Source organism: Iamia sp. SCSIO 61187, from assembly GCF_019443745.1.
Classification (GTDB): domain Bacteria; phylum Actinomycetota; class Acidimicrobiia; order Acidimicrobiales; family Iamiaceae; genus Iamia.
Genome location: NZ_CP050948.1, coordinates 3,598,443 through 3,613,299 on the forward strand (window position 1 = coordinate 3,598,443; position 14,857 = coordinate 3,613,299).

Below are 14,857 nucleotides of genomic sequence, written 5' to 3' on the forward strand. Positions count from 1 at the left end.
ACCGACCGACCCGGACAGCATCGGTCCGGGTCGCACGGATGGTGCCTGGCACCATCCGTGGCCCGTCAGGCCTTGTCGGGGATGCCGCCGCGGGTCAGGGCGAGCAGGTCGAGGGACCGGTCGAGCTCGGCCTCGTCGAGCACGCCCGCCTCGAGCACGACCTCGCGGATCGTCTTGCCGCTGCGGGCGCTCTCCTTCACCAGCGCCGCCACCCGCTCGTAGCCGAGGACCGGGTTGAGGGCGGTGGCCGCCTGCGGGGTGGCCTCGGCGTAGGCCTGGCAGCGGTCCCGGTCGGCCTCGATGCCCGCCAGGCAGCGATCGGCGAACAGCCGGCTCACGGTGGCCAGCAGGGAGATCGACTCGAGCAGGTTGCGGGCGATCACCGGCAGGTAGACGTTGAGCTCGAAGTTCCCCTGGCTCCCGGCGAAGGCGACGGCGGCGTCGTTGCCGTAGACCTGGGCGACGACCTGGCTCACCGCCTCGGGGATCACCGGGTTCACCTTGCCCGGCATGATCGACGAACCGGGCTGGAGGTCGGGGATGCGGATCTCGGCCAGGCCCGTCTTGGGCCCCGATGCCATCCAGCGCACGTCGTTGGCGACCTTGAGGAGCCCCGCGGCCAGCGCCCGCAGCTCGCCCGACAGGCTCACCAGCTGGTCGCGGGCCCCCTGGGCGGCGAAGTGGTCGGGGGCCTCGATGAGGTCCACGTCGAGCTCGGCGGCCAGGCGTCCGATCACGGCGGCGGCGAAGCCCTCGGGGGCGTTGAGGCCGGTCCCGGTGGCGGTGCCCCCGAGGGGCAGCTCGCCCACCCGCGGCAGGGTGGCGGCGATGCGCTCGCGGGCCGCCGACACCTGCGCCGCGTAGCCGGCCAGCTCCTGGCCGAGGGTCACCGGCGTGGCGTCCATCAGGTGGGTGCGGCCCGCCTTGACCACCTCGGCGTTGGCCACGGCCCGGTCGCGGAGCACCTCGACGAGGTGGTCGAGGGCGGGGAGCAGATGGTGGGTCGTGGCGACGGCGGCGGCGACGTGGATGGCCGAGGGGAACACGTCGTTCGACGACTGGGAGGCGTTGACGTGATCGTTCGGGTGCACGGCAGCGCCCAGCCGCTCCGCCGCCAGCCCGGCGATCACCTCGTTGGCGTTCATGTTGGTGGACGTGCCCGACCCCGTCTGGAACACGTCGACGGGGAACTCACCGTCGTGGTCGCCGGCGGCGACCTCGGCCGCGGCCGACGCGATGGCGCCGGCGACGGCCGCGTCGACGGTCCCCAGCTCGGCGTTGACCTCGGCCGCCGCCGCCTTGATGGCGCCGAGGGCGTGGATCAGACCCGGGGCGACCGTCCCCCCGGAGACGGGGAAGTTCTCCACCGCCCGCTGGGTCTGGGCCCCCCACCGGGCCGCCCGGGGCACCCGGACCTCCCCCATGGTGTCGTGCTCGATCCGGTACGCGTCCTGGTCGGCCATGGTCCCGGTCTACCCGGCGTCGGGCCCGATGGCTCCGGGGCGGGCCGTCACCCGTCGTCCTCGGCCCGGGCGATGAGCGTCGCCGCCGCCGACAGGGCGAGCGTCCGGGCCACCGGCGACCACGCCTTGGGAGCGAGGGTCCGGGCCCCCACCACCCCGGCGGCGATCCACATCCCGGCGCACCACCGGCAGGTGAGGAGGGTCGCCAGCCGCGGCGGCTCGCGCATGGCGTCGACGACGTCCTGGGCCGTGTCCCCCTCGCCCGGCGGCTCCTCGCCGTTCGCCACCAGCCGGTCGACCACCGACCGCCGCCACGGCTCGCTGATGACGTCGGCCGTCGCCAGCCGGGTCAGGCGGTAGGCCGCCAACCCGTCGACGACCAGCTCCAGGGGGTCCATGCGCTCCACGCGCCAGCGCTCCCCGCCCACCCGCCGCTCACCCACTCGCGCCGAGACCCGTCCTCGGCGCGCCGGGCCACCGTGACCGATGACGTGCTCGCACCATGCATCATCCTGCTTGCTGCGGGTAGCAGCCGATGTCCCCCGAGGCCCCGCCTCGCCCCCCAGGACCCGCAGAGGAACCCATGACACCGGACACCGACGGCAGCAGCCTCGTCGAGCGCGTGAAGGGCAAGGCCAAGGGCCTCGCCGGCGCCGCCCTCGGCGACGAGCGCCTCGCTCGCGAGGGCGCCCTCCACGAAGAGAAGGCCGACGCCCTCGACGACGCCGAGCGGCTCGAGGCCCAGGCGGCCCAGGACGCCGAGGAGGCCGAGCGGGCCCAGCGCGAGCACGAGCTCGAGACCGAGCGCCGCCAGCTGGCCCAGGAGGAGGCCGCCGCCCAGCGCGAGGAGCGCATCGAGCAGGAGAAGGCGGCCGAGCAGGCCCGCGTCGAGGCCCAGGCCGAGCGGCGCGAGGACGCCGTGGAGGCCCAGGCCGACGCCCAGGAGAAGGCCGCTGCCCGCGAGGAGCTCGAGGCCACGCGCCAGCGCTCCGAGGAGCTCCGCGCCGCCGCCGCCCTCGAGGCCGAGGCCGAGCGGGCCCGGGACCAGGCCGACGCCCTCGACCAGGCGGCCCAGCCCGCCGAGGAGAAGTGACCACCATGTCCACCATCCAGCAGATCCCCCGATCGGCCGTCCGGCTCGGCCTCGCCGCCAGCCGCCTGCCGCTCACCGCCGCCGAGGCCGTCCTCGGCAAGCAGGGCCAGGAGGAGTGGCCCCCCGCCCTCGTGTTCGAGGGCGTCGAGGCCCAGGTCCAGCAGGTCCTCGGCAGCCTCCTCCACGACGACGTCCTGGCCGACGAGGGCCGGCTCCGCAGCGCCAAGGTCGAGCGCCTCCGCCAGGCGGCGAACCTCGAGGCCGAGGCCGAGCAGCGCCGCCAGCAGGCCGACACCACCTTCGAGGCGCGCCGGCAGCAGGCCGAGCGGGCCAAGGACGAGGCGGCCCGAGCCGAGGCCGAGCGCAAGGCCCAGATCGCCCGCGACGAGGCCGAGGCCAAGCAGAAGGCCGAGCAGGAGGCCCGGGCCGAGGAGCGCGAGGCCGCCGAGGCCGAGCGCAAGGCCGAGCAGGCCGCCCAGCGCAAGGCCCGCCGCAGCCGGGCCCGGGCCCTCGGCGCCGAGGAGCAGGCCCTGGCCAAGGAGAAGGCGGCCGCGGCGCGCGCTCGTGACGCGAAGACGGCCGACACCAAGGTGAAGGCCACCAAGGCCGCCCGCACGCGCGCCTGACCCACCGAACCTTGTCCGGAACCCTGCCGCAGAGGGGGACTTCCGGACAAGGTTCGCAGGGGTCGCTTCGCCGGGGGTGGCGCGCGGTCGTAGCGTCGGCGCCATGACCGAGTTCGCCTTCACCGAGCTGCTGCCCACCGGGCCCGACCCGACGTCGTACCGGAGGCTCGACCTCGACGGCGTGGCCACCGTGGAGGCGGCGGGGCGGACGTTCCTCACCGTCGAGCCGCGGGTGCTCACCGCCCTGGCGGCCGAGGCCATGCACGACATCGCCCACTTCCTGCGGCCCGGGCACCTGGCCCAGCTGCGGCGGATCCTCGACGACCCCGAGGCGTCGGCCAACGACCGCTTCGTGGCCAACGACCTGTTGCAGAACGCCAACATCTCGGCGGGCGGGATCCTCCCCATGTGCCAGGACACCGGCACGGCCATCGTCAAGGCCAAGAAGGGCGAGCTGGTGCTGACCGGCGGCGGCGACGAGGCCGCCCTCGCCCGCGGCATCTTCGACACGTACCAGAAGGACAACCTGCGCTACTCGCAGATGGCCCCGCTGACGATGTGGGACGAGGTCAACACCAAGACCAACCTCCCGGCCGAGATCAAGATCGGCGCCGTCGACGGGTCGGCCTACTCGTTCCTCTTCATGGCCAAGGGCGGCGGCTCGGCCAACAAGTCGTTCCTCTTCCAGGAGACCAAGGCCCTGCTCAACCCGCAGAGCCTGCTCCAGTTCCTCGACGAGAAGCTGCGGCTGCTGGGCACCTCGGCCTGCCCGCCGTACCACCTCGCCGTCGTCATCGGGGGCACGTCGGCCGAGATGGCGGTGGAGACGGCCAAGCTGGCGTCGGCCCGCTACCTCGACACCATCCCCACCGAGGGCTCCGAGCTCGGCCACGGGTTCCGGGACCTGGAGATGGAGCAGGAGGTCCTGGCCCTCACCCAGGCGTTCGGCATCGGCGCCCAGTTCGGCGGCAAGTACTTCTGCCACGACGTCCGGGTCATCCGCCTCCCCCGCCACGGCGCCTCGTGCCCGGTCGGCATCGCCGTGTCGTGCTCGGCCGATCGCCAGGCCCGGGCCAAGATCACCGCCGAGGGCGTGTTCCTGGAGGAGCTCGAGCGCAACCCGGCCCAGTACCTCCCCGAGGTCACCGAGGAGGGCCTCGGGGGCGACGTCGTGCGCATCGACCTCGACCGCCCCATGGCCGAGATCCGGGCCGAGCTGGGCAGGCACCCGGTCAAGACCCGGCTCTCGCTGACCGGCACCGTCGTCGTGGCCCGCGACATCGCCCACGCCAAGATCGCCGAGCTGCTCGACGCCGGCGGCGAGATGCCGCAGTACCTGCGCGACCACCCCGTGTACTACGCCGGGCCGGCCAAGACCCCGGAGGGCTACGCCTCCGGCTCCTTCGGCCCCACCACCGCCGGGCGCATGGACGCCTACGTCGAGCGCTTCCAGGCCGCCGGCGGGTCGCTCGTCATGTTGGCCAAGGGCAACCGCAGCCAGCAGGTCACCGACGCCTGCCAGCGCCACGGCGGCTTCTACCTCGGGTCGATCGGCGGCCCCGCGGCCCGCCTGGCCCAGGACTGCATCCGCAAGGTCGAGGTGCTCGAGTACCCCGAGCTGGGCATGGAGGCCGTCTGGCGCATCGAGGTCGAGGACTTCCCGGCCTTCATCGTCGTCGACGACAAGGGCAACGACTTCTTCGCCGAGGTCAGCCGGCCCATCGACCTGTCGTCCAAGACGATGCGCCTCGGCCGGGGCTGAGGCACCGCTCGCCCGTCAGGGCTCGAGGAGCGTCCCGGGGGCGTCGAAGGCGCCCCGCTCGAGGTCCTCGCAGAAGAGGCGGTGGTCGGCGAGGACCCGCGCCGCGCCCTCCTCGGCCCACTCGACGGTGTCGGCGACGAACACGGTGGGCTGCACCACCCGCAGGATGCCGATCTCGGCGCCCGGCCCCTCGCCCACGTCGAGCAGGTGCGACTCGGAGCGGGCGTGGGTCTGGGCCAGGGCCCGGCCGCACACCTCGGCGTAGGACAGGAGGGCGTCGCCGTCGAGGTCGGCCACGCTGATGTTCACCTTCATGGGGCTGCGCTCGCGCACCACGAACGAGCGGCCCTCGATCTCGGCCGCGCCGTAGAGGGCGTCACCGTCGACCAGGAACTCCGAGTGGGCCAGGGCGATGCGCTCGGCCGAGGTGCGGGCGTCGAACGAGGTCGCCGGCACCAGGCCGTACAGGGCAGAGCGCCGGGCCATCTTGAGCTCGATGATGACGTCGTCGGTGGCGTCGGGGCCCCACCCGTCGAGCAGCACCCAGAACCGGGCCAGACCCTGGCTCGCGGTGCCGCCTCCGTGGCGCAGGGCGACGTCGTGGACCCGGAAGAACCCCTCGGGCCGCGCCGGGCCACCGCCCAGGGAGTCGGCGTAGTCGGCGACGACCGGCTCGAGCAGGGGGACCAGGTCGGCCCGGGGCTCGACCCGCTCGTCGGCCAGGAACCGGTGGGCGTCGAGGTCGATGCGCTTGGCCAGGAACTTCGCCCGCGACCGGCGGGCCTTGGCGAACGCCGGGGCCAGCACCGCCGGGCAGGAGTCCTCGGTGATCTGGTGGGTGTGCTCGGAGTCGTCCCGGGCGAAGTCGACCAGGCCGTCGAGGTAGCCCTGCACGAACGCCCGGACGGTCCGCCGCCGGGACCCCTTGCCCAGGTCCTTCTCGGCGGCGGCCATCCAGAACCCGACCGCCCCCCGGTTGACGTCGTAGGTGAACGGGGCGATCCACGCCTCGTCGAAGTCGTTGGGCGCGAAGAAGGGGTGGCCGGCGGCGCTGGGCATGATCCCGAAGTTCTCGGGGTGGATGTCGCCGATGCAGAACACGGCGGGGAGGTGGCCGTCGACGCCGGCGTGGTCGCGGTAGTACAGCAGGGCCGTCCCCCGGAAGAACGAGAACGGGGAGGCGACGAGGAGGGCGAACTTCGACGCCACCGCCTCGGGCGTGTCGAGGAGCCGGACGGCGTGATCCTCGACCAGGGTGTTGCGCACGTGGAGGCGCCGCTCCCGCGGGCCGAGCAGGTGCGGTGGGACCTCGACCTCGCCGGCGGCACGCAGCTCGGCGTACCGGCGGAAGGGGTCGGCTCGATCGGCGTGGGCGGGCAGGACGGCGGCCATGGGTGGTGATCATGGCTCACCCGTCCGGGTGCGGCGGGCGCGACCGTAGGCTCCCACGCCATGACCCACAGCGGCATCGACCTCGACGAGCTCTCCCCCGACGTGCGGCCCCAGGACGACCTCTTCGCCCACGTCAACGGTCGCTGGGTGGCGGCGACCGAGATCCCCCCGGACCGGGCCCAGCACGGCGCCTTCCACATGCTCCACGACCAGTCCGAGATCGACGTCCGGGCCATCCTCGAGGAGGCCGCGGCCGGCGACGCCGGGCCCGGGACCGACGAGCGCAAGGTCGGCGACCTGTGGGCCGCGTTCATGGACGTCGACGAGGTCGAACGGCGCGACGCCGAGCCCCTGGCCGACGACCTGGCCGAGATCAGCGCCGTCGGGTCCGTCGATGCCCTCGTCGCCCTCATGGGGCGGCTCCAGCGCCACGGCACGGCCGGCGTCATCGACTTCTTCGTCGACAACGACGGCGACGACGCCACCCGCTACATCGTCAACGTGGTGCAGGGCGGCCTCGGCCTGCCCGACGAGGCCTACTACCGCGAGGAGGCCCACGCCGCGATCCGGGCCGCCTACGTCGAGCACGTGGCCACCGTCCTGCGGTCGGTCGACGAGCCCGACCCGGGCGGCGCCGCCGACCGGGTGATGGCCCTGGAGACGGCACTGGCCGCGGCCCACTGGACCGCGGTCGACAGCCGCGACGCCATCAAGACCCACAACAAGCAGGACCGGGCGACCCTGGAGGCGGCCACCGCCGGCTTCGACTGGCCCGGCTACCTCGACGGGCTGGCCGCCCCCGACGCCGCCTTCGCCGAGGTCGTGGTCCGCCAGCCGTCAGCGGTCGAGGCCGCCGCCCGGCTGCTGGGCGAGGTCCCCCTCGACGACTGGAAGGCGTGGATGGTGTTCCACCACGTGCGAGCGGCGGCGCCCTACCTGTCGAGCCGGTTCGTCGAGAACAGCTTCCGCTTCTACGGGACGACGCTGTCGGGGATCCCCGAGCTCCGCGAGCGGTGGAAGCGCGGCGTGCAGGTCGTCGAGGCGGCCATGGGCGAGGCCGTCGGCCAGCTCTACGTCGCCCGCCACTTCCCGCCCGAGCACAAGGAGCGGATGGACCGCCTCGTCCACTGGCTGGTCGAGGCCTACCGCACCCGCATCTCGCAGCTCGCGTGGATGACCCCCGAGACCCGGCAGCGGGCGCTCGACAAGCTCGACCGCTTCACCCCGAAGGTCGGCTACCCGGACACGTGGCGGGACTACTCGTCGCTGGAGATCGACCGGTCGGACCTGCTGGGCAGCGTGCGGCGGGCGGCGGCGTTCGAGTCCGACCGCAACCTGGCCAAGATCGGCCAGCCCATCGACCGCGACGAGTGGCACATGACGCCGCAGACGGTCAACGCCTACTACAACCCCGGGATGAACGAGATCGTCTTCCCGGCGGCGATCCTCCGCTGGCCGTTCTTCGACCCCGAGGCCGACGACGCCATGAACTTCGGGGGCATCGGGGCCGTCATCGGCCACGAGATCGGCCACGGGTTCGACGACCAGGGCAGCCGCTACGACGGCGACGGCAACCTGTCCGACTGGTGGACCGACGCCGACCGCGAGGCCTTCGACCGCCTCACCCAGGCGCTCATCGCCCAATACGACGCCTTCGAGCTCGACGGGCTGCCCGACCACGCCGTCAACGGCGGCCTGACCGTGGGCGAGAACATCGGCGACCTGGGGGGCATCGGCATCGCCCTGGCCGCCTACGAGCTCAGCCTCGAGGGCCGGGAGGCACCCGTGATCGACGGGCTGACCGGCCGGCAGCGGGTCTTCCTCGGCTGGGGCCAGGTGTGGCGCACCGTCACCCGCGACGAGGAGCGCATCCGCCGCCTCGCCATCGACCCCCACGCCCCGCCCGAGCTGCGGGCCAACGTGGTGCGCAACCTCACCGAGTTCCACGAGGAGTTCGGCACGACCGAGGGCGACGGCATGTACCTCCCCGAGGACCAGCGCATCCGCATCTGGTGAGTCCTCTCGTCGCTCGTTCGCGGAGGAGCGGAGGCAGACGACGCTCGCCCGCGACCTGACCGGATCTCCCGCCGGAGATCCTCGCCCGGCGACGCCGCTGGGGGGTTCCGGGGGGTCTCCCCCCGACGAAGAGGCGTGTCGGCGAGGAACGAGCCGTCCGCCTCTGGGGCCCTCAGCGCGAGCGCAGCGAGCTCCTTCAGTTCGAGGAAGGAACCGAGCGAAGCGAGGTTCCTGACGAGAGGCCGCTAGGCCAACGCCACCATGTCGAGGAGGTCGTTGGACCAGTAGTCGACCTGCCCGTCGGGCATGTAGAGGGCCCGGTCGGGCTTGAGGGCCCGGACGAAGTCGGTGTCGTGGCTGACGAGGAGGATGGTGCCGGGCCACTCGGCGAGGGACGCGGCGACGGCGTCGCGCGACCCCGGGTCGAGGTTGTTGGTCGGCTCGTCGAGCAGGAGCAGGTTGTTGCGCCCGGCGACCAGCTGGCTGAGGGCCAGCTTGGTCTTCTCGCCGCCCGAGAGGGTCCCGGCCTCCTGGAAGACCTTGTCACCGGTGAGGCCGAACATGCCCAGCAGGCCCCGGAGCTCGGACTCGGACTGGCCGGTCGAGGCGTCGCGGAGCTGGTCGACCAGGTTCCGGTGGGGGTCGAGGCCCTCGTGCTCCTGGGCGTAGTAGCCGACGACCACGCCGAGGCCGGTGCGCACCGCGCCGGAGGTCGGCTCCTGCACGCCGGCGATCGAGCGCAGGAGGCTCGTCTTGCCGGCGCCGTTGAAGCCCATCACGACCATCCGCTCGCCCCGGCCCATGGAGAACTCCACGTCGGCGAACACGTCGAGGTCGCCGTAGGAGACCGAGAGGTCCTCGACCTCGAGCACGGTCCGCCCGGCGTGGGGCGGGTCCGGGAAGCGCACCTTGGTGACGATCTGCCGCTTCGGACCCTCGGTCGCCGTCGCCTCGATGCGGGCGATGCGCTTCTCCAGGCTGTGGGCCATGGCCGCCTTGGTGGCCTTGGCCCCGAAGCGGTCGACGATGGTCTGGAGCCGGTCGACCTCCTTCTCCCGGGCGGCCGCCTCCTTGCGCAGCCGGACCTCGTCGGCCTCGCGCTGGTGCTGGTACTGCGAGTAGGTGCCCCGGTACTCGTGGAGGGTGCCGACCTCGTCGTGGCCGCCGCGGTCGAGGTGGATGACGCGGGTGATGGCCTCGTCGAGGAGGTCGAGGTCGTGGCTGATGACGATCAGCCCACCCCGGTAGCGGCGCATGTAGTCGAGGAGCCACTCCTTGGCGTCGCTGTCGAGGTGGTTGGTCGGCTCGTCGAGGAACAGCAGGTCGCTGCCGGCGAAGAGGATGCGGGCCAGCTCGACCCGGCGGCGCTGGCCGCCCGACAGAGCCGCCAGGGGGAGGTCGAGGCGGTCGTCGGGGAGGCCGAGCCCGGCGGCGAGGCGGCGGACCTCGCTCTCGGCCTGGTAGCCGCCCTCGAGGCGGAAGCGCTCCTCGGCCCGGGTGAACCGGCTGACCGCCCGGTCGGAGGGGTCCTCCTCCATCGCCAGCCGGAGCTTCTCCATGCGGACCACGGCCTCGTCGAAGCCGCGACCGGACAGGACGTGCTCGAGCCCGGTGCGGGAGTCGGGGACGCCGTCGAGGCGGGGGTCCTGGGGCAGGTAGCCGACGCCGCCCTCGCGGCGGACGGTGCCCCGGCTGGGCTCGGCGTCACCGCCCAGGATCTTGAGCATGGTGGTCTTGCCGGCGCCGTTGCGGCCGACGATGCCGACCTTGTCGCCGGCGCGCACCGAGAACGTGATGCCGTCGAGGAGGATGGTCCCTCCGACGTCGACGCGCAGTCCGTTCACCGTGAGCACCGGTCGAGGCTGCCACGTCAGGGGCCCCGCACCAACTACCGTTTGCCCGCCATGCGGGAGCCGTCAGCCACCGGCCCCGGCGCCGCCCTCGCCCGCTGGGCGCCGCTGGTGGCGGCCGCCCCGATCCTCGTGGCGACGGTGCTCGCCCTGCGCGAGGGGTGGACGCCGACCAGCGACCAGGCCGGCCAGGTGGCCCGCATCGCCGACGTCTTCACCCGGCGCACCCCGTTGGTCGGCCCCTACTCCCGCGAGGGCTGGTCGCACCCGGGGCCGCTGGTGTTCTGGGTCACGGCCCCGGGGTACCGGCTCCTCGGCCCGGCCGGCATCATGGCCACGATCGGACTGGTGAACGCCGTCAGCGCCGCCACCGCCGTGGCCCTGGCCCGACGGGTCGGTGGGGCCGCCCTGGCCCTCGCCGTCACGGGCGGCCTCCTGGTGGCCGAGGCGGCGATCGAGGCCCACGGCCTGGTCGACGTGTGGAACCCCTACGTGGGCACGATCCCCCTGCTGGTCGCCCTGCTGGGCCTCCTCGCGGTGGCCTTCGGGACCGACGGCGCCCTCCCCGTGGTCGTGGTCGCGGCGTCGTGGGCGCTCCAGTCCCACCTCGGACCCGTCCTCGTCGTCCTCGCCGCCACCGCCGCGACGGTGGCGATCCTGGCCGTCCGCCGCCACCGCCCGTCGGGGCGGTGGCTCGCGGTGGCCGTGGGCGTCGGGCTGCTCCTGTGGTCGGGGCCCATCGTCGACCAGCTGACCGCCGACCAGGGCAACCTCAGCGCCATGGTCGACTACCTGCGGTCGCCCCAAGAGCTCCAGGACACCTCGATCGCCCTGGACGTGACCGCCGACCACCTGGGGATCGTCCCCGCCTGGGCCGGGGTGGGCGGGGCCGGCTCGCTCGCCGGCGACCCCCGTCCCTGGACCCTCGCCGTCCCCGTCGTCGGCCTGCTCCTCGCCGGGCTGGGAGCACGGCGCCTCGGCGACCGACGGCTCGGGGCCACGGTCCTGGTGGCTCTCGTGGCCCTGGTCGCCGCCATCGGGGCGAGCACCCGCATCGACTTCGTCCAGGCCGCGTACCTGTACCGCTGGACCTGGGCCGTGGGCGTGCTGACCTGGGCCGTGATCGCCACCGCGGCGTGGCGGGTCGTCACCGGGATGGTCGGGGCCGGCACGACCCGGCGGGTCGTGCCGGTCCTGGCCCTCGGCGTCGTCCTGGTCGGGGTCGTCGTCACCGGTGCGGTGGTCGCCGACCCCGACGCCGTCCCGCTGGAGGGGTCGAGCGAGGCCGCCGCCGACCTGCTCGACCAGATCCCCGACGGGCTCCCCCGGGAGGGGCGCTACACCGTGGCGGTGGCCGGTGACCAGGACCTGGGGGCGGTGGCCACCGGCCTCGGCGTGGCGCTGGACGACGCCGGCTACGACATCCGGTTCCCGCCCTCGTTCCGGGACCAGATGGGCGACCACCGCGTCACCGAAGATCCCTCGCGCCAGACCCTCTTCGTCGTCGCCACCTCGACGATCGACGACCGGCCGCCGACCCCGGGGGCCACCCTCCTGGCCGTGTTCGACCGCCTCACCCCGGCGGAGCGGGCCCGCATCGGCGAGCTCGAGGACGCGGTCCGGGACCAGGTCGGCCTCGGGCCGACGGACGCGGTCGGGGCGCTGGCGTTCGGGCGCGAGAGCCTCCTGCGGCAGGGCGCCGACCGGGCCACCATGGACGCCCTGCGCGACCTGGCCGAGCGGGGCCCGCGCTACACGGTCTGGCTGTCCGCCCCGCCCCCGGGCTGAGCGGGCCGGCGACGCTACGGTCCGGCGCGATGGCCGAGCTGCGTCCCTTCCCGCCCCACCCCGACGACGTCGCCTGGCCCACCACGGCCTGGGAGGAGGCCCCGGCGCCACCGGAGGTCGCCGCCGACGAGCTCGACGCCCGGCTCGACCGGGTCCTCGGACCGGACCAGGACCCGGCGGTGGGCCACACCAACGCCGTGGCCGTCGTGCACCGGGGGCGGATCGTGGCCGAGCGCTACGGCGAGGTGGAGATGGGCCCGCTGGCCGAGCTGGCCGGCGTGCAGCCGGGGCCCATCACGCCGGCGACCCCCCTCCACTCGTGGTCGATGGCCAAGAGCGTGTGCCACCTGCTCGTGGGCATCGCCCAGGAGCAGGGGCACCTGCGCGTCACCGACCCCGCCCCGGTGCCGGCCTGGGCCGACGACGAGCGGTCCGCCATCACGTGGGACCACCTGCTCCAGATGCGGGCCGGGCTGCAGTGGGCCGAGGTCTACGAGGGATTCGGGTCCGAGGACATCCCCGACGTGGTGGCCATGCTCTACGGCGAGGCGTCGTCCGACATGGCCGCCTTCGCGGCCGGCTTCCCGCTCGTCCACGAGCCGGGGTCGCCGGAGGCCTACACCTACTCCTCGGGCACGACGAACATCGTGCAGGGGTGCCTCCAGCGGGTGCTCCAGATCGAGGGCGACGTCGTCACCCGCGTGCTGCGCGAGCTCCTGTTCGACCCGATCGGGGTGACGAGCCTGTCGCTCGGCTTCGACGGGTCGGGGCTGTGGGTGGCGTCGTCCTACCTCGACCTGACCCTGCGCGACTGGCTGCGCCTGGGCCTCCTGGTCCTGCGGGGCGGGCAGTGGGACGGGCGCCAGCTGGTGCCCGGCGCCTGGATCGACCACGGGCGCACGCCGCGCTCGGAGAGCCCGCTCGACCCCGGCATCTTCCACGGCGCCCACTGGTGGGCGCGAGCCGGTCGCGACGACGGCGGCTTCATGGCCCACGGCTTCGAGGGCCAGCGGCTCCTGCTCGTGCCCGACCGGGACCTCGTGGTGTTCCGCAACGGCAAGACGGCGTCGGACCAGGTCGAGGCGCTCAACGAGCACCTCTGGGGCATCGTCGACCTGTTCCCCCGCATCCCGGCCTGACGGACCGGCGTCACCGGGTCCGCTACCGGGTGCGGAACACCGCCACCCGGTAGAAGGTGGCGTCGGTGGCCGCCTGCAGCGGGGCGACGAGGTCGCCGGCGAGCAGGCTGGCCCGCTCGTCATCGATGCGCCCGGCCACCCGGTCCGCCTCGATCCGGTCCATGGCCGCGTCCAGGGCGTCCAGCTCCTCGGGGCTGGCGTCGGACCACTCGACGATCAGCTCGAGGTCGGGGTCCTCGAGGTAGTCCGCCACCGACCGGTCGGTGACGACCACGAGCGTGGCCCCGACGGGGCCGCCGTCGTGGATCCGGTGGGGCGACTGCTCCCAGCGGCGCTCCGGTGGCACCACGGCCTCGATCCCCCGCCGCTCGAGCTGGAGCACCAGGCCCCGGGCGTACCACGCCCCCGCCTGGAACGGGTCGGTGACCAGGACCGGCTCGTCGACGTCCTCGACGGCCTCGACCACCGGTGGCGTGATCGCCGCCATCACGTCGGAGTTGCCCTCGTCGAAGGTGCCGGCCCGCACCCCGGCGACGCCGTTCACGAGGGCGAGGACGGCGACGCACGCCACCGCCGCCGCCCCCACCCACCGGGCCGCCGAGCGGTGGCTCTCGGCCAGCCAGGTCCACCCGGCCAGGGCGACGACGACGAAGGCCACCACGGGCGGGACCCAGGTCCACAGCAGCCGGTACTCGAACTGCGGCCCCACCGTCCGGGCGACGGCGGCCACCCCCAGGGCGAGCATGGTGACCAGCACCACCAGCAGCGGCCGGCCCGTCGGCCGGCGCCGCCACAGCACCACCCCGGCGACGGCCACCGCCAGCAGGAGCCACGGGACGACCGGGTCCTCCAGGTAGTGGGACTCGCCGAAGGTCCCGAAGGGCTGGCGCACGGTGGCCCACTCCGGCGGCACGCCGAAGGGCCCGCTCACGACCTTCAGCCCGTCGCCCACCGTCGCCACCCCGCCCTCGGCGTCGCGGAACCACCGCACGATGTTGCCCAGGTTCCGGGGCGGGCCGTCGACGATGTCGATCAGCGGGGGCAGCCACAGGACCCCGCCCACGGCGGTGGCGACCGCGGTGGGGCGCACGAGGCGCCGCCACCGGTCGGGGTCGTCGCTCCGCCAGGCCGCCAGCGCCACCCCGGCGACGCCCACGCCGAGCAGGGGGACGGCCAGGGGCAGGAACCCCACGTGGGTCTGGGCCAGGAAGGACGTCACGAACACGGCGACGGGCAGGACCCAGAGGTCCCCGTCGAGCAGGGCCCAGACCAGGAAGCCGAGGAGGGCGAAGGGCACGATCGTCACGTGGAGGTTCCAGGCGTCGCCCCAGATGTCGGCCCCGAGGGTCCGCAGCAGGAGCCCGACGGCGAGGAACGTCGCCACCATGGCCGCCGTCCCGGCCCGGCGCCGGGCCACGATCCCCATCCCGACGACCGAGGCGCCGTTGATCGCGAGCGTCCCCAGCCCGAGTCCGATCGAGGACCCGCCGGTCAGCCAGTAGAACGGCGCCAGCAGGATGTAGAGGAGCGGACCCGGGTGGCTCCAGTCGTCGCGCGAGTAGAGGCCCTCGTAGAGGGGGTGGCGGCCGACGTCGCGGACGAGCATCTCCGACAGGGCCAGGTCCGACACCGGCAGGTACGACGACCCGACGCCGAAGACCATCGCCGCGGCGGCGGCGACGAACGGGGCCAGCGCCAGCCCGATGAGGATGTGGTCGAGGGGGAGGT

General features: G+C 74.0%; 11 protein-coding genes. 6 read left to right on the forward strand and 5 right to left on the reverse strand.

What is annotated here, in order from left to right:
• Positions 1-65: 65 nt before the first annotated feature.
• Both HC251_RS17150 and HC251_RS17155 read right to left on the reverse strand, forming a co-directional pair.
• Positions 66-1,463, reverse strand: coding sequence for an aspartate ammonia-lyase (locus HC251_RS17150; protein WP_219941828.1), 1,398 nt, complete (start codon positions 1,461-1,463; stop codon positions 66-68).
• Positions 1,464-1,510: 47 nt separating this feature from the next.
• A complete protein-coding gene (locus tag HC251_RS17155) occupies positions 1,511-1,861 on the reverse strand; it encodes a DUF1360 domain-containing protein (protein ID WP_219941829.1) in 351 nt (116 codons plus the stop codon).
• Positions 1,862-2,046: 185 nt separating this feature from the next.
• Between HC251_RS17155 and HC251_RS17160 the strand changes: the two genes are divergently transcribed.
• The 3 genes from HC251_RS17160 to HC251_RS17170 all read left to right on the forward strand — a co-directional run bounded on the left by HC251_RS17160 (position 2,047) and on the right by HC251_RS17170 (position 4,944).
• On the forward strand, positions 2,047-2,556 hold the full coding sequence (locus HC251_RS17160; protein ID WP_219941830.1) for a hypothetical protein: 510 nt from the start codon (positions 2,047-2,049) through the stop codon (positions 2,554-2,556).
• 5 nt (positions 2,557-2,561) lie between these two features.
• The gene (locus HC251_RS17165) at positions 2,562-3,182 is read left to right on the forward strand and encodes a hypothetical protein (RefSeq protein ID WP_219941831.1); all 621 of its coding nucleotides are present in this window, start codon (positions 2,562-2,564) and stop codon (positions 3,180-3,182) included.
• 103 nt (positions 3,183-3,285) lie between these two features.
• Positions 3,286-4,944, forward strand: coding sequence for a fumarate hydratase (locus HC251_RS17170; protein WP_219941832.1), 1,659 nt, complete (start codon positions 3,286-3,288; stop codon positions 4,942-4,944).
• A 15-nt stretch (positions 4,945-4,959) separates the two neighbouring features.
• Here HC251_RS17170 and HC251_RS17175 read toward each other — a convergent pair whose 3' ends face one another.
• Positions 4,960-6,336, reverse strand: a complete 1,377-nt coding sequence (locus HC251_RS17175) for a DUF2252 family protein (RefSeq protein ID WP_219941833.1) — start codon at positions 6,334-6,336, stop codon at positions 4,960-4,962.
• Between the two features lie 60 nt (positions 6,337-6,396).
• Between HC251_RS17175 and HC251_RS17180 the strand changes: the two genes are divergently transcribed.
• A complete protein-coding gene (locus tag HC251_RS17180; protein WP_219941834.1) occupies positions 6,397-8,352 on the forward strand; it encodes a M13 family metallopeptidase in 1,956 nt (651 codons plus the stop codon).
• Between the two features lie 245 nt (positions 8,353-8,597).
• On the opposite strand, the gene HC251_RS17185 is transcribed toward HC251_RS17180, so the two are convergent.
• Positions 8,598-10,205 carry an ABC-F family ATP-binding cassette domain-containing protein gene (locus tag HC251_RS17185; RefSeq protein WP_219941835.1) on the reverse strand — a complete coding sequence of 536 codons (1,608 nt, stop codon included), beginning with the start codon at positions 10,203-10,205 and terminating at the stop codon, positions 8,598-8,600.
• Between the two features lie 51 nt (positions 10,206-10,256).
• Here HC251_RS17185 and HC251_RS17190 point away from each other — a divergent pair, with 51 nt between their 5' ends.
• Entirely contained in the window at positions 10,257-11,990 is a 1,734-nt protein-coding gene (locus HC251_RS17190; RefSeq protein ID WP_219941836.1) for a hypothetical protein, read from the forward strand.
• A 29-nt stretch (positions 11,991-12,019) separates the two neighbouring features.
• Positions 12,020-13,129, forward strand: a complete 1,110-nt coding sequence (locus tag HC251_RS17195; RefSeq protein ID WP_219941837.1) for a serine hydrolase — start codon at positions 12,020-12,022, stop codon at positions 13,127-13,129.
• Between the two features lie 22 nt (positions 13,130-13,151).
• On the opposite strand, the gene HC251_RS17200 is transcribed toward HC251_RS17195, so the two are convergent.
• Complete coding sequence (locus HC251_RS17200) at positions 13,152-14,792, reverse strand: hypothetical protein (RefSeq protein ID WP_219941838.1); 1,641 nt, start codon at positions 14,790-14,792, stop codon at positions 13,152-13,154.
• Positions 14,793-14,857 lie beyond the last annotated feature (65 nt).